This window comes from Lentzea sp. NPDC092896 (genome assembly GCF_044754905.1).
In the GTDB taxonomy this organism is placed as follows: Bacteria; Actinomycetota; Actinomycetes; order Mycobacteriales; family Pseudonocardiaceae; genus Lentzea.
Window position 1 is genome coordinate 41,465 of the sequence record NZ_JBIVPX010000017.1, and the last position, 20,354, is coordinate 61,818.

A 20,354-nucleotide genomic window follows, 5' to 3' on the forward strand; every position below is an offset into this window, starting at 1 on the left:
GCCCAAGAGCAAGCCACACCAGACATCAGGCCGACTCACCATCGCGGCAAGTTAACTCAGATGACAACGAGGAAACTCTCGCGGCCGTCGGCGACGGCACGGCCGAGCTCGTGCGCCAGGCCGTGCCAGCGCTAGGCGAGCTCAAGCAACGCGTCGCCGATGAGCTCGCGGTGAGCCTGAACGCGCTGCGGCGGGCCAACCAGGAGTACACAGTTCGCCGTTGGAGCCCCGGCAAGCTCCACCCCGCACGCGGACGCGTTGTGGCGCACGACCACCGGCTACCTGGACCTGTTGAACGCGTAGCACTCCGCGGATCCTTCACGGCCACCACCGCTGGATGTCGTGCAGAGTCCGCCGCACCTCGGCGACCCCGCTCGCTCCGAGGATCCGGGACAGGAAGGGAGCCGTGCCCACGAGCGCCTCGAGCGCGGGGTGTGTCCAGCCTGCCTGCTTCCTGAGCAGATCGACGAGAACCTCGTCGGCCTCCGCCGTCCCGATCTCGCCGACCGCCACGAGGACCGGGGTCACCGGGCGCGCCGAATAGGGTCGCGCGATGCCACACAGCTCCGAATCCCGGACCGTACCGCCTTCGAGCGTGGGAACTCGGGTGTTGTTGCCCAGGTTGTAGTAGACGTCGAGGCCGATCTTCGCCGCTTCCTGGAGGCCTTCCGTGACCAGGTCCGCCCTGCCTGCCGCGTGTGCCAGGCGAAGGAGGGCCAACGCGCGCGGGCTCACCTGGTCCAACGAGCGTGCGATCTCGATCGCGCGTGCGAACGCCGGTCCCGCGAGGAGCGCAGCCATCGCGACCAGAGCGAGCGCCCTTTCCTCCTGCCGATCGATCTCGGTCACCGTGTTCAGGATGTCGTTCGAGGTCAACGAGAACGCGGGGTGCCCAGCGAGTTGGGTCAGCGTCATCGCCACGTCCGTCGCAGTGCCGGGTTCCGACCTCGTGCGCAGCGCCTGCTCGACCTGATCGGCGGACATCTGGTCGGCGAGGGTTGACAGGACGACGTGCCGTTCGGTCGACCCGCAGGCGTTGACGGCGTCCAAGGCCAGTGCGACGTGGCCGACCCGATCCGCAGGACTGAGGTGCCGCCCTAGGACGGCCAGCGCGACTCCGCGATCGAACGGCTTGGGAGTTCGCGAGACGATGTCGAAGGCGCGCTCCGGGTCGGGAAGGTGAGGGGCGAGCCGCAGCAGGGGCGCGAGTTTGCCCGTTTCGGCGAGCTCGAACGCGTTGCTGACGTCGGCCGCGATCTCGAGGTCGGTGCGGTCGCTCTCGATCGTCGGCTGAAGAGCTGCCAACGTCGACGAGAAGGAGAGCGCGGAGTAGCGGTTGCTCCTCGCCGCGGCCAGCACCTCGTTGATGAACTCGAGGCGGTTCTCCGGCAGGACGACGTCGATGAAATCGGCGAGGCGTCCGGCGTGGCCGAGGTCCGCGTCGCGAATCGAGTTCAGGACGAGGTCGAGTGCCGCGGACCTGATCTCGGGCGGCGCTGTACGCAAGGCGGGTCGGAGCAGTTCGAAATAGCTCGATTCGAGCGCGCACAGCTCATCGACGACCTGGAGCAGAGCCTCGTGAGGTATGTGGCGCAGCAGCTGCTCGAGCTCCGCCTCGATCAGGCTGTTGTGCCGGAAGTCCGTCGTGGCGGCCAGGATCGCCTCGCCTCTGACCCCAGGGGCGGCACGACCGACGAGCGCCGCGACCGCGATCAACCTGCTCCACCGGTTGCTCATCCTCATCGCAGGGCCGAGCGCACGGGTGGCCGCGGCCGGTTCGAGGTGCTCGCCCAGGACAGCCAGGCAATCAGCACTGCGGTGATCGGAAAGTGCGGCGATGTCGTCCAGGAGACTCGTCGCCGTCGCCACGTCGTACGTACCGGAGTCGATCAGGTCGGCGCAGCGCCGTTCCACGCCCTCGAGACTCGACTTCGCCGCGGCCAGCGCATCGATGGCGACGTGCCGGTACTTCGCCGGTGATCGGTCCTGGACCTGCGACAACAGGCCGTACCGCGCCCAGTCCGAGAGTTTCGGTGAGTCGGAGATCAGCTTCGCGACCAGAGGCACCCAGACCGTACGCGCGGAGACGGCCAGCTTCCGCACCCGAGACCGGTGGCCGCTCAGATGCGAAATGCGTTCGATGTCTTCGAAGAGCGGCAGCAGCACCTTCCCCTGTTGTGCCGCCGACAGGTGCGGAAACAGCCCGAGCTCCGCCGTCACCCGGTGATCCGTCTTGCGCATCTTCTTCCACGTGTGCGCGAGAGCCCGGTCGAGCAGTTCCGGCGGCAGGCACGAAGCCATCGCCTCGATCGCCTCTCCCTCCAGCCAGTCGGAGTCCAGCGCGAGAACCGCGTCCAGTGCTCGGGGGAGCAGCTCCTCGGGGAGTTCGTGCGCCACTTCGCCCAGCGTTCGCGGTGCGCGCAACGCGTTCGCGAACACCCGCTCCAACGGCCAGACGCCGTACTTGAGCAGTGCTACCAGCAGCGTTCCCGGGTAGGAGCTGCTGGAGATCTCGACCGCCGACTCGATCAACCTGCAGCGGAGTTCCACCGCAAGGTCCGGCGTGCTGTCCCGCAGGACCTTGCGGTCCTCGACGAAGCCGGTCGGGTCGTTGTTCTTCGCAGTCAGCCACGTGTTCACCACGCGGTTGCCGCTGGCCCGGTGCTCCATGCGCAGGAGGCCGTCGAGGTTGTCCGGTCGGCCGGCACCGACCAGATGAGCGGCCAGGTGCCGCAGCGCGTAGCCCTCGTCGACCTGCGCTGTGGCAAGATCGTTCCCCAGGTCGGCGAACAGGGTCAGGTAGCGGTCGGCGATTCGGTCGTGGCACGCCACGGCTTCTTCGGCCAGGGTTTCCGCCAACGACGCCGCCAGGTCGTCGGCGCCTGCGGGCGGTGCGCCGGTGAGCAGTTCGCGGAAGCTGGCGTGGTGGATCGAGAACCTGCGCGGGGTGCCGGCCGACGCGGTGAGGAACGGGCGGAGCGTGTTGACGCACCAGCCGCGCACCGATCCTTCAGGTTCACCCGACAGCGCTGCCGCCACCTTGACGGTGAGCGGCTCGCGCGCGACCGCCAGGGTCGAGAGCAGCGTGCGGACACCCGGCTCGGTCCAGCGTTCCAGGTGCTCCGCGTAGTAGGCGCCCAGGCTCGCGGGCAGGCTCGCGATGTCGTCCGCGCGGCGGTGACCCAGCCGCACCTCGGCCAGGACGTACCTCAGGTACACCCAGACGCCACCGCACCGTTCGGACAGTGCCGTGACGAAGTCGGCGGCGCCGATGTTAGCCGCGGCCAGCCGTTCGGCGAGCGCTTTCTCCTGCACCACATGGCTCAGGTGGCGGGTCAGGTCGTCTCGGTTGCGCGGGTCGTCGGCGGCGATCGGGAGGACCGCGGAGGGCGAGTCGACCCGGCCAGGCCGATGACCCGTGCGGCATGTACCGACGACGAACACCCCTGGCGGGAGGACGCGGGGCAGACCCCACGGGAGCATGCCCTCCACGGCGTCGGCCTCGTCCAGTCCGTCGACCACGAGCACCAACGGCCCGCCCGACGTCTTCGCCGCCTCGGTGAGCAGCGCCTCGAAAGCCTCCGGGGTGACCGTCTCCGTTACCGGCGCGAGCCGGCAGCGGAACGCCAGCTGCGCGGCGAGGTTGCCCAGCGCGCTCGCCGACTCACGCCCCCTCGCGTAGCGGGTGAAGTGCGACAGCCAGCCTCGTTCCCGGACCAGATGCGCCGCCAGGGACGTCTTGCCGAGGCCTGCTTCCGCGTCGATCCAGACGAAGCCGCTGGGGTGGGTGGCGATGAACTCGTCGATCGCGTCCAGCACCCACGCCCGGCCCGTGAAGCCGTCCGCCAGGACCTCGGCGAAGATCGGCTCCGGATCTTTGCCCCTGAGCGTGGGGCGGGCCGCGAGCAAGCGCTCGACCCAGGCCTCGTGCTCGGCCTTGCGCCTCCTCAGCAGAGCGACCGTGAAGTGACCAGGCTGGTCATCAACCCTCTTGTGATCCACCCGGCACAGCAGGATCAGATTGCTGTAGTCGTCCACCAGGCCCGGAGGGCACTGCCCGTGGCGGGGCCCTCCCGGTGACCGAGCAGCGATGTGGGCCTCATCCCCGACCACGGCGGCTCCGTCCGCGGGCGTTTCGGCGGCGACGAGCGGTTCGCGGCACAGCGCGCACCTGTTGCCCGACCGCCCCCAAAGGATCTTCGGTCCTTGTCGCTGATCGTCACCGGGTCATCCTGCCGGACGGCACCGACAGAAAGGGCCACCCGGATCGTTCGGTGGCCCCCCGTTCCCGAGTCACTGTCGACCGCCTTCGGCCAGCATGCTTCGCCATCCTTCGCGACCAAGCACACATCTGCCGGTTGTCTCTACTCCTGCTCGCTCAGTTCGACCTCAGCTGATGCGGACACAGCCACATGTGGGCGACCACCGCAACGCCCTGATTACCGTCCTCGATCAGGCGCAGCGCGAGATCTGACCCACCGCGTGCCGACTCGGCGTTCGGCGACCGACGCCAGCCCCGGCCTCCCTCAGCGCGAGGAAGGCCGGGCCGCCGTCCTGGCCGGCGTCGCGGGTCAAAAGGTGTCTTCCCGGACCTCCATGAAGCCGAAGCGGTGCGCCATCTCGGCCAGCACCGACCGGAGCACGCGACGCCGCGAGTCCGCCTCCAGCCCCGGCACCGAGGGCACCGAGACGAACAGCCCGGTCAGCTGATCACGGCGATCGCTCGGCCCCAACGGGTCGAGGTCGAGAACGTCGGCCAACACCAGCTGATCCCCGGTCGGCTGATCATGTCGCGACTCAGCGCCGATCGACAGCTCGACCTGCGGAACTCCGCCCCACCCGACCCGCGTCGACGAGCCGTTCTCGACGCCATCGATCAGCTGGGGCAGCAGCTCGGTCGCGGTGTCCCAGGCCGCGACGAAGAACTCGACCAGGTCGTCCACCGACCAGCGCAGATCTGAAACGGGATTGCGCAGGGCCTTCGCCCAGGCGTCGAAGTTCTCGATGCGCACCTCGGCGCAGGTGACGACCGCGGAACTGCGCGACGTCGGCGGCAGCGTCATCATCACCTCGGCCGACAGCACGAGCTCCCCGTTCGGTCCGGTGATTTCGCAGGTGTAGCTGAGCCGGTCGCTGGCGTTGCCGTTGGCGCCCGGCAGCCACACGCCCGCGGGCAACTCGCCGCCACGCCGGCGCGACAGGTTCGTGGTGAACCCGTTCAGCGCGCTGAACGGCAGCCTGGGGAGCACCGCGGCCAGCCGGTCGGGGGTGATCCTGGCGGAGTCGGCGTCGGCGAACGGCAGGATCGCCAGCACCCGCGCCCGCAGCTGCGGCGGAGTCGGCGAGCCGGTCCAGTTGCGCGTCGCCGCCGACGTCGTCGTGCTGGCGACTGGGTCGGGTGCCCACTGCCAGCCCCGCCCGCCGGGGACAGCGTCGCGCACCAGCCGACCACGGCCCCAGCGGCCGCCGGTCAAGGGCACCGCCGGGACGTCCCGGTCGACGACGTTGGTGACCGCGGCAACTCCGGCGGGGAATCCGAGCGCGCCCAGCGCGTCGCCGTCCGGAGCATCGCTGCCCTGCTCGCACAGCGCCTGCCAGATCTCTTCGGCGACCGCGACGGGCTGGTGCCGGGGCTGGGCGCACAACACCCAGCCCGCCTGTTGCCCCGGCGCTCGGAAGTGCTGCGCCACGCCGGGGCCGATCGGGTCGGCATCGGATACAGGGGCGCCGAGCGTCACGCCGTGCTTGGCTAGGTCGCGGACGGCCTGCTGGAATATCCGGGCCCATACGGGAGCTCCGCCGCCGACGGTGTATCTCGGCTTCTCCTCGCGAGGGGCCTGGATGGCCGCGAGCGCGGCAGCCAGCTTGTCGGCCCCGTCGCCGGAGTTGGCGTAACCCAGCCCGATGAAGTGCTGGATCTCGTACGGCCGCAGCCAGGTCGTGCCGTCGCCGCGGCGGACCGGGACACTGACGGCGTTCTTGCTCACCTCGGTGGTCCCGGTCGACGCCGGCACGGCGAACAGCAGACTCGATCGCGGCTGGACCGGGATGTCGATGACCAGCACGCCCGTGTCGTTCCCGCGGTCGATCCATTCGACCGTCACCTCGCGCAGCGCGGGCAGCACCCGCGTGGCGATGATCTGGCGGTACTGGTCGAGGTTGACCAGCGTGCGGGGAACCGGGCGGAGAGCGTCGACGATCTCCTCGCCGTGTTCCTTCCTGGCGGCGAAACCCACCACCAGCAGACCACCGTGCGGGGTGTTCGCGAACGCCGCCACGTCCTTGGCAAGCTCTTCGGGCCCCTTGGGCTTGTCCAGCGGGTAGATGCGCTCTTTCACGTCAAGCCAGGCGCATTCCCGCTCGCCGAGCAGCGCCTCAGCGTCGCCCCGATGAAGAGCCTGCCGCGCGCGTTCTAGGCCAGAAGCCGTCATGCGCGTTATCATCCCGCGCACCACGCGAGGCCCGGTTCGCCGGGCACCGTCGGTGCGGAACGCCGGATCACCTGATCGCGGCGAGAAGGACCTCACGCTGGCGCTGGCCGAGACCACCGACGCGTCGGCTTTCGGCGATCTCGGCCCGCTCGATCAGCTGGTGTGCCCGGACGTCCCCGATGCCCGGCAACACCCTCACCACCGCCAGCACCTTGTTCTTCTTCACGATCTCGTCGCCGCCTTCGGCCTGGATCAGGACCTCGGCGCGAGCGTCGTCTCGCCGGCCTTGAGGGCGCGCATCAGTTCCGGGCGCGCCGTGCGGGCTTCAGCGGCCTTGGCGAGCGCGGCCTGGCGCTGTTCGGGATTGAGGGTGGGCAGTGCCATTCAGGTAATCCCCTTGTCAGTCGGTCGAGGCGCTGGTCGCGCCCCGTTTCCTGACCCTGCACGTGCCGAAACCATGTTTACGCAGGTCGAGTGACATTACGATGCCCATGGATGACTCCGCCGCGAAGGTCTTCGATCACTGGTGAGGCACTCGATCTGATGGGGTTCTACAGGCTGAAACTGACCCACAGGAGTGCTGCGCCGTGCCGGCCGTGGACCTGTGGGGTGCCAAAAATGGCTCAACGGGCCTGACCTGCGGATCACGCTGCTGCAGGTTCGTACTCGTTGATCAAGCCGCCAAGCACTCGCCGACGACGTACGGATTTGCGGCCTGGGTCTCCGGTGGACCACCCCAGCGCCGCTTCAATCTGACTGATGCATTCCTAAATGGTTCTAAACACACCTACGACGGCGATCCCGCATCCGCTGTCACGCAAAGGAACAAGCACCGAGCCAAGATCGCTACCAGGTGGGTGGCAGGCACAGTGCTCGATGCAGTCGACGCGATTCCGGCCGAGAAAGAATAACTGCGGCCGCCCGACAATCACTCGTTTGGCCGGTAGTGCTGCGTTGCCTCAGACCGATTGGACTGCTGTGACAGAACCGACCGCAGCATCATCGAGCATCGTGAGCGAGGCGCCCGAAGGCCCACGGCGGCTGCCGCTGCCGCGATGGACCGTGCCAGTGGTCGGTGGAGTCGTCCTGCTCGTGGCCGGCGTGGCGCTGATGGTGATGTGGCGATGGGTCGACAGCCTCGCGCTGGCCGACCCCGAGAAGAAGGCCACGACACAGCTTGAGGTCATCAAGGCGGCATCCGGGATCGCGATCGGCGGCGGCGGGTTGTTCGCGCTTTACCTCGCCGCGCGCCGACAGCGCACCCAGGAGCTGGAGCTGGAGGTGCGGCACGACGAGCTGCGCAACCGGCAAGTGGAGCTCGTTCAGCGCGACCGGACCCAGGAGCACGCTGAGCGCACCGCGGAGGTCACCCGACTGCACGCCGAGCAGGTGGCGGCGGACGCGCGGCACGACGCCGCCGAGCGCCGGCTGACGGAGCTGTACACGAAGGCCGCCGAGCAGTTCGGGTCGGACAACGTCGCGGTGCAGCTCGCGGGCCTCTACGGGTTCGAGCGCCTCGCCAACGACCACCCGGAGCTGCGGCAGACCGTGGTCAACGTGATCTGCTCGCTTCTCAGGATGCCCGCCCCCTCGGCGGATGACGCCGCCACGATGAGCAAGAGCTCTCAGGTGCGTGGTGCGGCGCTGCGCATCCTGCAGGAGCACCTCACCCAGGGCGCCGGGAAGTACTGGGCGGTCGGGATCGATCTTTCGGGAGCCAGGCTAAAGAACCTCGACCTGGCGGGTTGGCGTGTCGAGAAGGGCCTGTTCGTCGAGTCGGTCTTCGTCGACGCGTGTGACATCACCGGCCTGAGCACGGTCGAGGAGCTCAACCTCACCGGCGCGACGTTCGAGGGAGTCTTGATGGCGACGCAGGTGCACATCGGTGGTGCCCTGGCGCTCGACGGTGTGAAGTTCCTGGCCGACGTGGACTTCGGCGGGTCCGGCATCGTGGGGCCGGTGTCGCTGGCGGAGACGACCTTTTCGGGGTTCACCTCGTTCGCCGGCTGTCGCTTCGGCGGGTCCGCGCGGTGCTCGGACTCCGGGTTCTTCGGCCCGGTGGAGTTCACCGGTGTGACGTTCAACGATGCCGTCGAGATCAGGTCGACCAGTTTCGAGGGCGAGGTCAGCTTCCGGGGAACGTATTTCGAAGGGCCCACCCGGATCTCGGACGTCACGTTCCTCGACGAGGTGTGGTTCAACAACTCGGAATTCACCGGGAGCACCCCGTTGCTGGCCGCTGTCCAGTTCAGGAGTGACGCCTGGTTCCACGGCGTCGGCCTGTCGACCGGCATCCTTTTCCACAACGTGTGGTTCGAAGGCGCCGCCGATCTCGGCGACTGCGACGACGCCGGTGCCAGTGACGTCCGGGCTCGGCGGGTGCCGCTGTTCCAGCAGTGGCCGACCAACTGGGAGGAGAGCGAGGGCAGTGATGGGGAATGGCGGTACTTCGCCGACAACGCAGGGTCCCGGGAGCTTGAATTCGCCGCCGTGCTGTGGAACTTCGCGCAGGACTAACACGGAGCAGTGAATGCTAGAACGAGATAGTCGCCAACCTGGCGCCATCGAGCTTGTAACGCCACTCACAACCAGCTAGTCAGACTACTGCTTACAGAAGCAAGACCGGAGACTAACTCGATGTCCCAGGACGAGCAAACTAGCGCGCCAGAGAGAAAAGCAGATCACGTTTGGAGGCCGACTGGAATTCTTGCCGATGTAGCAGCAGTAATTACACTTACCGCCAGCGGTCATTCAACAATCGCAGCGGTACTTGCACTAGTAGCATTCCTGGCTGCACTTGTGAGCCTTCAAGGCAATTGGAAGAAGAGATTCACTGCCAGAACCGCAGCCTCGGTAGCTACGCTGACGATTTCCGCCGTCGTCCTTTCTAGCATAGCGACAAATTCGTTAACGCAAGCACAAAACAGAACCGAAGCCCAGGCTGCGGACGGAGATGCATACACAACAGAGACAGGGCGGCAATATCACCCAGCCGCGTTTGCGGCATCTAGCGAAGTATCCATATCCATAGACAGCATCGAGGTAACCGCACATCTGGTTAAATTGACAGCTACGGCAAGATCTACGAGCCAGAGCGTAAACTTGCCTTCCCGCGGCAGTCAACTGACCCTTCCAGATGGAACCACCCTTACACCTTACCCTCTCAGCGATTGGTTCGAAACCATTCCAGCAGGACAGAGCAGGAAAGGTACGATAAACTTTCACCGAAAAGGACTCTACGAAATAAGGACCGCTACTCTAACCTTTACCGAAGGGGATGGATACGAAAAGCCGCTTGCCGTACACAATATCGTGCTATATTGAGATCATCCTCGCTGCCATTACGTCACCACAGCGCAATCCTGCGGGGTGCCAAAACACGGTCCGGTGACACTGACCTGGTCTATCAGGCTGCCGCAGGTTCATACTCGTTGATCAAGCCGCCGAGTACTTTCCAGCGTCGCACGGACTCAAGGCTGGGCATTGCGTTCGGGTGATGGGGTCACGGTGGGGTGTGGTGTCGCGCTTGATGTGGCCGCCGATGGTTGTAGTGGACACATAGCGGCTCAGCACTGACTTGAGGTGGGTCCCAGACGTGCGTCTCATCGCTTCCCCGTGTGCACGGTAGCCCTGCGCGAGCCGGTCAGCGAGGATCGCCTCATCCAGGGCATCGCGGCCTCCGCCTGCAGCGTGTCGCATCGCGGCAGCAACGCCGGCAGACCGGTGTGGTCGGCGGCCTGGTGGGATGAGCCCTTACCGGTTGCTGCGTGTGTTCAGAGGTGGGCGAGCAAGGACGCGAGCGCGTCTTCGGTCAATTGGTCAAGGCGGGCGATCACGTGCGGTGGCGGCGGGGTCCGGCCATGGTGGAAGGTCACCCCGACCGTGATCTGGTTGTGCTGCAACGAAACCACACGGCTCAGGGTGACGTGCGTGAGCTGGTACCCCTTGATCGTGCCCTTGCTGGTGATGATCAGACGGCGTTCTTGGTGAGCGCCGCTGGTCGGCTTGCTAGAAGCCCACGCACAGTTGAGGTAGCCACCGTCATATGTGTTGTCTGGCTGGAGAAAGCTGCTGCACGGTCGTAGGGCATCGTCGAACGCGGAGAGGTCGCCCGCTTCCTGCTCGTATGACGTGACAGTGGCGACCAGTGTCGCTCCGAGGGGCAGCCACTCGGGCGTGAACGTGAAGTCACGCCTGGCCTCCGCAGTGCGGGAGAGTTGTCGCTCGGCGGAGTCGTAGCCGTTCACCGAGTCTCCGCACGTTGGCGGAGCTGTCCGCATGTCGGCCTCAAGTTCTTCCCGCGACGGTGCGGCCGTGGCCAGAGCCGAGGCCGGCAACAGCGTGGGAAGGTGATCGAGCGCGGTCGTGGCTGCGGTCTGGGACAGTGCACGGCCGGGATTCTTGGGCGAGGCTGGCAGGGCTGGAGGTTCGGGGATCGCGATGGCGTTGATCAGCCTGGTGGTGTGCTGGACGTCGCGCTCGCTGATCTTGATCGCCGACAGTGCACCGCTGAGCAGTGCCGCGGTCAGCACAACCGTGCCAGCGATTGCCCCACCTGCGCGGAATGGCGTGCCTAGCCGCGGATTCCGTTGGGACACGAGCAACAGAGGGAGCAGGAGCAAGGGCAGCGTCGTGATCGCCCCGACCACGAACAGCCAGCCGGGCAGCCGCAAGGTTTGTTCGAAGAAGTTCGACATCTCGCCGACGCCGCGGGTGAGGATCACCGCGTACTGCACGCCTCCCGCCAGCACCGCGGCGAGCAGCCCGTGCAGGATGCAGAGGGGCACGCGTGCCGCAAGGCACTCCTCCTCGCGGGCCCTGTGGGCGAGCGCCACGGCTACTGCGGCGGCCAGACCGGCGAACGCGCAGATCAACCAGCGCTCGTGGGTCAGCGCGGAGGTAACTTCGTCCGGCTGCTGCCCTTCCGTGCGGCGCAGCAACCAGACCAGCGAACCCAGCACTCCACCGGTAAGCCCGGCGGCGAGAGGAACCACGACGCCGGTCATGTGGGGGGAACGCAGGGTCAGCAGAACAAGGCCCAGCACCAGCAACGGTCCGGCGTAAGTCCACCCCGGCGAGGCACTGAGGACATGTGCGCGCAGAGCGGCGAGGTCCCCGCGGAAGGACACGTACGCCGTGGCGGCCGTCGTCGCGGCGACGAGCGCGGAGGTAAGTGCGGCCGTGACGGCGACAGTGCCGCCCGCCGCACTCAAGCGTCCGCGGAGGACGCTGTCGGAGGGCTGCGTGAGCCTTGCGGCCACACCGCTGGTCAGGACGACCACGGCGAACACCGCCAGCATCAACGCCGCGACCAGATAGATCAGGTCGAGCTTGTAGAACTCCACGGTGATCTGGGTGGCGCCAGGGGGTTTCACGCAGTAGCCGACGGTCAGGCCGATCACCGCTCCCGTCCACGCGGTGAACCACCGGGGCGTCGGCAACGCGGCCCGCCGGGTCCACGCGGGCAACAGCAGCGCCGCCCACAGGCCGCTGGTGACCGCCGCCGCGAGCTCGTCCGGCAGGCGGGAATCCACGCTCAGCCCGAGCAGTCCCGAGAGCACGGAATCCAGGGCGTGGTAGAGCCGCATCGAGATGATCCCGACCACCGCGGCGAAGACGAATCCGCCGTAGCCGCTGCTCACTTCGTGGGCCGCGTCGCGCAGCCGTCGTGCGGGACTCGGATGGGTCGCCAGCAGACGGCGTGGTGCGTCACCAGGGCGAGGTTTCAGGAACGCCGTGAGCGCATCCGGGCTTCCCGTCACCTCGACGACGTAGCGATCAGCGATCGTTTCGCGTCGTCGCAGCAACACAGCGCGGAGCACGAGCACGGACATCGTGCTCAGCACGGCAAGCAGCACAGCAGCCCCGTACAGGCGCCATGCGATCAGGGACGTCCAGAAGTCCCAAGACGTGAAGAACAGCGGAGCGAGCGCGAGCAGCAGCGACGGCACGGACAGCCATCCCGCCCACCACGCCGCTGACGCCCACGTGATGTCACGTGCGCGCACGTGGGCCAGTTCGTGCAGCACGACGGCGTCGAAGGCGGCCTCGTCCGCGTAGGCGTAGTTGAGCGGCATGACGACTCGGGGCCGTCCTCCCGGCAGCGCGGTCGTGAAAGCCTCCCTGAACCCCGTCGCGGGCAACGCAATGATGAGCTGCGGCCGGAGGCGCCCGCCGAGACCACGTTCGTCGCACAAGCGGTCGAACCGGGCGAACAACGCCGTGGCCGCCGGAGGCAGCGAATCGGCAGGCCGCACCCGCCACCGGACGACCAGCCCACCCACGATCATCAGCAGCCACGCCGCAGCGAGGAGCGACACTGCTCCTGTCAGCGCGGAGAGGGCAAGCACCCGCTGGGAGTTCTCGACACAGCCGAGAAACAACGGACTCGCGGCGAGCAGTACATCGGGCGCGGATTTGAGGTCGATGCCCTCGCTCACGAGGCATTTCGCGACTGCCTCGGCGTTTCCGAGATCGTGCGCGGCGAACCACGCCTCGCCGGCCCCGATGCCAGAGGTGGCCAAGGCGACGGCCACCGCCGTGTACACCCACCACTGGCCTCTGGCGGGGTTCACCGGTCGGTACCGGTCACGGCCCGGCGCAGCACGCCGTCCACCGCATCGCCGAGCATGGTCGCCTCCTGCTCGGACAGCCCCAGGGTCATCCCGTGCTCAATGCACACGGCACGCGCCTTGTCGATGCCCCCCACATCAATGGTGATCTGCGCCGTCTCGACGGACCGGCGGCGGCGCAAACCTCGCCTGCGCTGCAGCCGCGCGAACGTAGCGGCTCCCCAGACTTGCGCGACCGTGCCCGTCAGCAGCGTGATGATCACGTCGGCGACGACGGGCAACTCAGAACCCGACCCGATCGTCCCGCCCGTCCACGGCCGCCGGGTACCGGTCCCGTCCTTCAACAGGAGCTCGAAGTAGTCGGACTGCTCGGGCACGACCTCGTGGACGACATCACGCGCGAGATCCGCGATCACCACGTCGAGCTGTGCCGCGCGCAGGGCGTCGCCAACCGGAATTGCCTGATCTGTCATGGGCCACCGAGTTCTTTGTCGTCCGATGCTTTGATCGAGCTCGACGACTTTTCGACAGGTCCTGTCGTTTCGTTACAAAGAATCGCGGCAAGCTAAGCCGCGACCGCGCTCTCGCCCCGCGCTCAGATTTCAGACCCGCGCCAGGATTCGTCGCCCCTATGTCCATCGTGGACTGATCAAGTATTCGTTTTGGCTTGGAAATACTGCCCACGCTCGCTTCCTGCAGTGTGTAACACCATCCCTGGTTCGCCGATGGTGTCGTCACAACACGTCGTGGACAGGGGAACAGGTGGAACCAGTGGACGAGCCGTCGCGGGTGCGGGAGGCCGCCGCGCTCATTCGCGGGTGCCTCCCGGATCTAGTGTCGGCCGACGACGCCAACACGATCGACCGGGTCGTGTCGCACCTGCTCAACGACGCGGACATGGACCGCTCAGAGCTCGCCGTGCAGCTGATCCAAGTCCTCGACACCCATGCGCGTATCAGGACGTGGGTGCGCCGGGTCCTGGACGACGACAAGCTCCGACCGCCAGAAATCCAGGAAGTTGAAGAACGAGGCGTCGATCCGATTGGCTCTCCCCGACCGGTGCGTGCTCGCTGCTTCAAGTGCCCCTACGGCGATTTCATCTGGTACCAACGCACTGCTGCGCACACACCGCCCAATTGTCCAACCCATAGCGGTGCGCTGGTGGCGGCATGACGAAGTTCTGGGAGGCCATGGCGGGCAAGTTCGCCGACAGGTGGGCGGCACTGGCCGGATCGGCATTTGTGTTCTGGGCAGGTGCGGTGCTGGTAGTGGTGTATGCACGACGCCGGAACGGTGGCCTGGGCGCGCAGATGGATGTCGTGCTGAGGCAGCCCGTAGCCACCCAGGTCACCGTCTGCGTCGCTGCGCTTGTCGTGGCCAGCGGATCAGCGTTGTTCGTGCGCCGCGTCGCACCGCTGGTGCTGACCATTGTGCAGGGCCCATGGCGCGGTTGGGGACTGTCCAAGCTCTCCAGCGTCTTCGCAGACAAGGCGGCGGCGAAGGTCAAGCGGTGGGACGCGGAGTGGCTGGCGATCGCGGGCAAACTGCCTAACGCGACACCAGAGGAACGCGAGCACTACACCCGGCTGGACGCTCGGCTGCTCCGCTACCCGACTGCCGACTTTCTGCCGACTCCGGTCGGGAACGCCGTACGCGCCTCGGACTGCAGGATCGAGGAGAAGTACGGTCTGGGCGTCGCTGTGGTGTGGCCGCGGCTGTGGCTTCTACTGCCCCAACAGGTCCGCGACGAACTGAGTGTCGGCCGCGCGGCGGTCGACGCCGTCTGCTGCACGACGGTCTGGGGCGCAGCGTTCGCCCTGTTCGGTTTCTGGGCCTGGTGGGCAGTTCCCGCCGGGGCCGCGGTCGTGGCCGCCTCGGTGTGCTGGTGGCTGCCACCGCGGGTCAGCAACTTCAGCGACCTGACCGAGAGCGCGATCGACCTGCACCGCTTGTCGCTGTACGAGCAGTTGCGCCTTTCCTTGCCTACCAGCACCGCGGAGGAGCGCGACGACGGTGCCGCGCTGACCGAGTACCTCTACCGCGGCACCTCCCCGGACCGCGAGCTCAAGCCCAAGGCCACCTGATGACGACCTTCACTAAACAGAACGACCTGCATTTCGCGATCGTCGTGGGCATCGACCACTACCCGGCGCTGGCGGACCTGAAGAGCGCACGGCACGACGCGGCGCAGTTCTACGACTGGCTGGTCGACCCCGCTTTCGGCGCCGTGCCACCAGCCAACGTGATCACGGTTCAGGCGTCCGATCCGGTCATGTCGATCGATTCGGTCCTTCCTACGCAGAAGCAGATCATCAACGCGATGCACCACGTGCAGTGCACAGTGCGCCAGGCGGTCACGACCGACCCGGAGGCGTTCTCACGCACCCGGCTGTACGTCTTCGTGGCGGGCCACGGCATCACTCCGAGCGACGGCGCCGGTGGAGCGCTGCTCACCGCAGACGCGACGCCGCAACTGGGCTATCACGTCGACCTGAGGAAGTACGCGCGGTGGCACCGGAAGAACGGCTTGTTCCGGGAGGTGTTCGTGTTCGCCGACTGCTGCCGGGTGGCGTCCAACGTCCCATACGGCTTCGTGCCACCGTTCACCAACGAGCCGTCGGGAATGAGCACGGACGCGGTCGTCGCCTACGCCACGACCGCGGGTGGGAGCTCGATCGCGCAGATGTCAGGGTCTGGAGCGCGAGGACATTTCACTCGGGCGCTGCTGGAGGCGTTGCGAGGTGCGGCGGTCAACGAATCCAACGACATCACCTTGGCGAGCATCGAGAACTACGTGGGCCTCTGCCTGGGACAGGACCAGGTCGCCGACTTCCACCCCAAGAAGACCGCGTCGGTCGTGCTGAGCCTGCGCCCACCAGCCAGGGAGGTGCGGTTCGTCTTTCCCCGGCCGTTCTACGGCGTCGTGCAGGTCTTTCGCGGCGACGACACGGGAACCACGCATCCGGTCGCCGGCAACCACCTGGCGCTGACACTGCGGCCAGGCCTCTACCGCCGCGAAGGCAGGCGTCGTACTCCCGCGGCTGACCGGACTGGACGAGCCTCTTCGCGTCCTGGTCGTGCATCAGGACCTGTACCGCCTCACGGCGGACAACCTGCGCGAAGCGCTGGGCAGCAGGGACGACGTGAGCCTCGATCTGGTCCGCGGAAACGATGACGTGTACAAACGCTGCCTACGCAGCCCGCAGGAGTACCTCGCGGTCCTGGCCTCTGACATCCGCAAACCGCATTCAGTGCTGACCGAGCCGGCTCTCGTGGGGTTCCTCAACGACGCGGAAGCGTGGAACCTTACTGATGTGGCTGCCCTCCTCACGACCGCCGCCCCGGGGAGCAGGCTGGAGCAGCTCGAAGTGGTTCCCTCACAGTGCTGGCCGGTACTCGCCGCACACGACCTCTTCCGTTCGACGGTGCGGAACGTGCGAAGCTACCTCTCGACTGTCGGCCCCATCGACGACCACCTCGCGGCCCTGCTCGTCCGAGCCGGAAACATCGAGCAGGACGAGCACAACGACCAGGACCAAGCGAACGCCGTCGCCATCGAAGTCCTCAACGCCACCGCCACCATCCCTGACGCTCGTCACCGGATCGGGTTGGTCGTGAGCATGGACCTCCGCCAGGTCATCCCGGCCGCGGGGATCACCCCAGAAACAGGCGTCCTCCTAGCGCTGCTGCTCAAGCACAATCTCGTCGACGACAGCGCTGACACCTTCCTGCACTTTCGCAGCGCCGGTTGGGAGGCGATCGAACCCGCGATCGCCCAGTCGTCCGGATTCGCTGAGTTCATGTCGCCCACCCTGGTCGACGGGTTCGTCGCGGAGCTGCTCGCCGGCGAACGGGTACCACTGCCGGTCCGTGACATGGTCGTCAGCGAACTCGCGCAGTACGTCCCGCAAGATGACGCCGCCGCGCTCCGTGCGGCAGGACTCCACGTCCTGAGCTTGCAGCGGTCGCTCCCGCTGGACCAGGTGTGCAGGGTGGCCGCGACGACCCACGCCCCGGACCTGACGAGCCAGCTGCTGGTCGCCTGCACTCCCCTGCCCTCCGGACAGGACATCGCTTCGGTGCTGGCGCAACTCGGCGAGCCGTACAGCTCGCTGGTCACCCGCGACGAGAACGAGTTCGACGTACCGGAAGACCAGCCGCACCGGACTCTGTTCGAGAAGATGAAGAGCGACGGTGTCATCACCGGCCTCAAGAAGCGACCGAGAAAAGAGATTTTGGTTGTGTCGCTGGAAATTTCATGACACGCCGAACTGAGCCTCCTTCATCCTCGCCCGGATGTATTGGCACGCAAGGGATGTCGATCCCAAACGGCGGTATTCGGGGTGTCAACGCCCGGACGTGACGAAGCCCGTGGCAGTAGAGCTTTCGACCAAAATCGTCCCACTCCCAAGGTCTTCACGTGCTGTTCTACCGTGCTGCGCTTCCGTCTATCGCGGACGACCGTGAGTACGGCGCAACACCGCGACCTCATGCCGCAACACCAGCAACTCGACGTCCTGCGCTGCCGGAGACCGGCCGAGCAGGATCAGCCAGCCACCTAGCTTGGCAAAGATGAGGTATAGCAGTCGCAGCGCCACGCCCACGATGATGCCGACCGAACAACAGGGCCTGGTCACCGCAGCTCAACGGATATGTGCAGACGTCTGGCACCCCACAGCCTGATCCAGGCAGCGCTCACGATCAACACGCTCATGCAGGACCAAGGCTTCACCGACGCGATCGCGGGCTGCGTCCAAGCGGCGGCGAGCTTAATTGACCGAAGTCTAGTTTCCGAATTCGACCTCCCGAGGTGGCTGGTCAGCGTCGTGGTTCGTGCCGAGGTCATCGAGTTGCCGCTGCACGCGGGTGGCGTCGTCGTCGCGGCCTTGTTCCTGGTATAGCTCCAGCGCCTCCTGCCACGCCTCGCAGGCCTGCTCGAGTTGTCCGAGGGCGGCTTGGGGGTGGCCGAGGTTGTCGAGAGTGGTCGCGACCTCGTAGGCATTGCCGAGGGTGCGGTGCAGGGCGAGCGCCAGGTGGTAGTGGTCGAGGGCTCGCTGGTGGTCGCCGGTGCGGTGGGCGATGAGCCCGAGGCTGTCCAGGGTGTACGCCTCACCGTCGGGGTCGTGGTGGTGCCGGTTCAGGGTGAGGGCGGCGTGGCAGTGGTCGCGGGCGGTGTCGTAGTCGCCCAGGCGCGCGGCGGACCGGCCCACCACGTTGAGCGCGTCTGCTTCCCACACCGGTTGGTCGAGGGTGCGGTAGTGGTCGAGGGCGTGTCGGGCGTGCCCCAGTGCCCGCCGGTCATCCTCCCGCTGCCCCCAGGCGTATGCGAGCGTCCGGTGGGTGTGTGCCTGTGCGGTGGGGTCGTGGTGGCGTACGGCTAGGTCGAGTGCCTGGTCCAGGTGTCCGATGGCCTCCTCGTGCAAGCCAAGCACGGCACAGACATAGCCGAGCATCCGGTGCGCACGGCTGAGGATGGCAGGGTCGCGCAGGTGGGTAGCGGCGTCCAATGCCGCCCGCCACATGGCGAGCGCGTCCCACCGGTGCCCCCGCCGGAGGTGAAAGGTGTCCAGTGCCCAGGCGAGGTGCCAGACGGCGTGGTGGCGGCCCAGGGCGGCCGCGGTGCGCTGGGTGGCCAGGAGGGTGCTGTGCTCGGCCTGCAACCAGGCCATCGCGGCCGCAGTGTCGGGCAGCGAGTGTGGGTGGACGCCGGGTGCGGGTGGGTCGGGTTGCATGAGCGTGCGGTCGGGGGTCAGGATGCGGTTGGCGATGTGGGCGGTATGCAGGTGGAAGTCCATCACCCGCATCAGGGCCATCTCTCGCAGATCGTCGGGCAGCTGGTGGGCGGTGGTGGCGGCGTAGGCGCGGACCAGGTCGTGCATCGCGTACCGGCCGCCCGGTCGTCGTTCGAGCAGGGACGCGTCCTCCAACGCCGATAGCGCCTTGCGGACGCGGGCCGGAGGCAGGCCGGTGAGGGCGGCCACGGCGGGCGGGGTGGTGTCGGTGCCGGGGGTGATGCCCAGCAGCGCGAACACGGTGCGGTGTTCGTCGTTGAGCCGGCGCAGGGACCAGGAGAGGACGGCGGGCAGGCTGGCGGCGGGGTCGGTGTCGTGGTCGAGCATCTCCAGGCCGAGCTCGCGCAGTTCGGCGGCGATCTCGGTCAGCGGGAGGCCTGGTCGGGTCGCGGCCTGGCGGGCGGTGATCGACAGGGCGAGCGGGTAGCCTCCGCACAACGCGACCAGCTCGTCCACGGCGCCGTCCTCGGCTGCAACACGGTCCGCGCCCAGACGTGCGGCCAGCAGGGCACGCGCCTCGTCCCGGGTCAGAACGTCCAAGGTCAGGTGACGGGCGCCATGCCGATCAATCAGCGAGGCGAGCCGGATGCGACCGGTGATCAGTACGGTGCAGGTCGGGCTGCCCGGCAACAATGGGATGACCTGCTCGGCGGTGGCGGCGTTGTCCAGCACGATCAGCATCCGCCTCCCGGCGCACAGGCTCCGATACAGCGCGGCCTGTGCGTCAAGATCTGCCGGGATCCGGCCGGGATCGACCCCGAGGGCGTCGAGGAATCCGCGCACCGCCACCGGCGGAGTCATCGGCTCATGTGTGGGGCTGAACCCGTACAGGTCCACGAACAGTTGCCCGTCGGGGAACCGGTCCAGGTGGCGGTGTGCCCACGCCAACGCGAGCCAGGTCTTGCCGATCCCGCCGGCCCCACCAATCGCCGAGACCACCACCGTCACACCCCCGACAGGCACATCAGCGGGCACGGCGGCGCGAGCCGGTCCCCGCACGGCCGTGTCCCCGTCTGACGTGGTGGCGGCGGTCGACGCACGGTCCAACCTGGTCAGCTCCGTCGTCCGCCCCGCGAACAGTCCTGGCGCGGCGGGCAGCTGACGTGGCACCACCGGCCCAGGTGGCGTCGCTGGCGAGTGCAGATGCACGTCACCGTGCACCACCCCGGCCTGCACCACCGCACCCACGACACCGCAAGCCGTGTTGTGCACACTAGAACCGTCACCGCTGACGGGCTCGGCGTCAGGGTCGTTGGGTTCTTCCACCTCGGGTGTCACAAACGGAAGACACCTCCCGGTCCGGTCACTGACTGGCGGCTCCCCAGAGTTCCACCACACCACTGGGACACCGGTTGGTGCCGACGAAATTCACCTGACCGCCGAATCCATTTCACAGGAAGAAGAATCCACAGCGTGCCGCTCACCACCCCGTGTCACGGTGGCGCCTGGGTCTGTCAAACGAACGGGGTAACTCGGGTTGAAGAAAACTAATCGCGTCCGGCGGCCAGGCAGCCGTCGAAGGCGATGCCGAAGGCGATGTCGAACGCGTTGAGCGCGGG

At 67.3% G+C, this 20,354-nt stretch carries 14 protein-coding genes; 6 read left to right on the forward strand and 8 right to left on the reverse strand.

Translation table 11 applies throughout. The annotated features are described in order from the left end of the window. Positions 1-318: 318 nt before the first annotated feature. The 4 genes from ACIQF0_RS46125 to ACIQF0_RS46140 all read right to left on the reverse strand — a co-directional run bounded on the left by ACIQF0_RS46125 (position 319) and on the right by ACIQF0_RS46140 (position 6,815). Positions 319-4,113, reverse strand: a complete 3,795-nt coding sequence (locus ACIQF0_RS46125) for a hypothetical protein (RefSeq protein WP_401041180.1) — start codon at positions 4,111-4,113, stop codon at positions 319-321. Positions 4,114-4,571: 458 nt separating this feature from the next. Next, positions 4,572-6,431, reverse strand: coding sequence for a helix-turn-helix domain-containing protein (locus tag ACIQF0_RS46130; RefSeq protein WP_401041181.1), 1,860 nt, complete (start codon positions 6,429-6,431; stop codon positions 4,572-4,574). Between the two features lie 67 nt (positions 6,432-6,498). Next, the gene (locus tag ACIQF0_RS46135) at positions 6,499-6,657 is read right to left on the reverse strand and encodes a hypothetical protein (protein ID WP_401041183.1); all 159 of its coding nucleotides are present in this window, start codon (positions 6,655-6,657) and stop codon (positions 6,499-6,501) included. A 26-nt stretch (positions 6,658-6,683) separates the two neighbouring features. Continuing rightward, entirely contained in the window at positions 6,684-6,815 is a 132-nt protein-coding gene (locus tag ACIQF0_RS46140) for a hypothetical protein (protein WP_401041185.1), read from the reverse strand. Between the two features lie 627 nt (positions 6,816-7,442). Between ACIQF0_RS46140 and ACIQF0_RS46145 the strand changes: the two genes are divergently transcribed. Both ACIQF0_RS46145 and ACIQF0_RS46150 read left to right on the forward strand, forming a co-directional pair. Then, positions 7,443-8,948 (forward strand): pentapeptide repeat-containing protein, encoded by a 1,506-nt coding sequence (locus tag ACIQF0_RS46145; RefSeq protein WP_401041187.1) that lies wholly within the window; start codon positions 7,443-7,445, stop codon positions 8,946-8,948. 120 nt (positions 8,949-9,068) lie between these two features. Further along, the gene (locus tag ACIQF0_RS46150; RefSeq protein WP_401041189.1) at positions 9,069-9,755 is read left to right on the forward strand and encodes a hypothetical protein; all 687 of its coding nucleotides are present in this window, start codon (positions 9,069-9,071) and stop codon (positions 9,753-9,755) included. Positions 9,756-10,204: 449 nt separating this feature from the next. Here ACIQF0_RS46150 and ACIQF0_RS46155 read toward each other — a convergent pair whose 3' ends face one another. Beyond that, positions 10,205-13,006, reverse strand: coding sequence for a M48 family metalloprotease (locus ACIQF0_RS46155; protein ID WP_401041191.1), 2,802 nt, complete (start codon positions 13,004-13,006; stop codon positions 10,205-10,207). Next, positions 13,003-13,476, reverse strand: coding sequence for a hypothetical protein (locus ACIQF0_RS46160; protein ID WP_401041193.1), 474 nt, complete (start codon positions 13,474-13,476; stop codon positions 13,003-13,005). Before ACIQF0_RS46160 ends, ACIQF0_RS46155 begins: the two co-directional genes overlap by 4 nt. A gap of 298 nt (positions 13,477-13,774) precedes the next feature. Between ACIQF0_RS46160 and ACIQF0_RS46165 the strand changes: the two genes are divergently transcribed. From ACIQF0_RS46165 to ACIQF0_RS46180, 4 genes are read left to right on the forward strand one after another with little or no spacing between them, the layout of a single operon-like run. After that, positions 13,775-14,176 (forward strand): hypothetical protein, encoded by a 402-nt coding sequence (locus ACIQF0_RS46165; protein ID WP_401041194.1) that lies wholly within the window; start codon positions 13,775-13,777, stop codon positions 14,174-14,176. Then, positions 14,173-15,087 (forward strand): hypothetical protein, encoded by a 915-nt coding sequence (locus ACIQF0_RS46170; protein WP_401041196.1) that lies wholly within the window; start codon positions 14,173-14,175, stop codon positions 15,085-15,087. Before ACIQF0_RS46165 ends, ACIQF0_RS46170 begins: the two co-directional genes overlap by 4 nt. Next, the gene (locus ACIQF0_RS46175) at positions 15,087-16,178 is read left to right on the forward strand and encodes a caspase family protein (RefSeq protein ID WP_401041197.1); all 1,092 of its coding nucleotides are present in this window, start codon (positions 15,087-15,089) and stop codon (positions 16,176-16,178) included. The genes ACIQF0_RS46170 and ACIQF0_RS46175 overlap by 1 nt, the downstream gene beginning before the upstream one ends. Beyond that, entirely contained in the window at positions 16,081-17,265 is a 1,185-nt protein-coding gene (locus ACIQF0_RS46180; RefSeq protein WP_401041198.1) for a hypothetical protein, read from the forward strand. Before ACIQF0_RS46175 ends, ACIQF0_RS46180 begins: the two co-directional genes overlap by 98 nt. 186 nt (positions 17,266-17,451) lie before the next feature. Here ACIQF0_RS46180 and ACIQF0_RS46185 read toward each other — a convergent pair whose 3' ends face one another. Together ACIQF0_RS46185 and ACIQF0_RS46190 are read right to left on the reverse strand one after the other, a co-directional pair. After that, a complete protein-coding gene (locus tag ACIQF0_RS46185; RefSeq protein WP_401041200.1) occupies positions 17,452-17,601 on the reverse strand; it encodes a hypothetical protein in 150 nt (49 codons plus the stop codon). 186 nt (positions 17,602-17,787) lie between these two features. Beyond that, a complete protein-coding gene (locus ACIQF0_RS46190) occupies positions 17,788-20,073 on the reverse strand; it encodes an ATP-binding protein (protein ID WP_401041202.1) in 2,286 nt (761 codons plus the stop codon). Positions 20,074-20,354 lie beyond the last annotated feature (281 nt).

Excerpts from the sequence above, each read along its gene's own strand:
- ACIQF0_RS46130 (WP_401041181.1), bottom strand. The coding sequence starts at position 6,431 with ATGACGGCTTCTGGCCTAGAACGCGCGCGGCAGGCTCTTCATCGGGGC.
- ACIQF0_RS46140 (WP_401041185.1), bottom strand. The coding sequence starts at position 6,815 with ATGGCACTGCCCACCCTCAATCCCGAACAGCGCCAGGCCGCGCTCGCC.
- ACIQF0_RS46150 (WP_401041189.1), top strand. The coding sequence starts at position 9,069 with ATGTCCCAGGACGAGCAAACTAGCGCGCCAGAGAGAAAAGCAGATCAC.
- ACIQF0_RS46160 (WP_401041193.1), bottom strand. The coding sequence starts at position 13,476 with ATGACAGATCAGGCAATTCCGGTTGGCGACGCCCTGCGCGCGGCACAG.
- ACIQF0_RS46170 (WP_401041196.1), top strand. The coding sequence starts at position 14,173 with ATGACGAAGTTCTGGGAGGCCATGGCGGGCAAGTTCGCCGACAGGTGG.
- ACIQF0_RS46175 (WP_401041197.1), top strand. The coding sequence starts at position 15,087 with ATGACGACCTTCACTAAACAGAACGACCTGCATTTCGCGATCGTCGTG.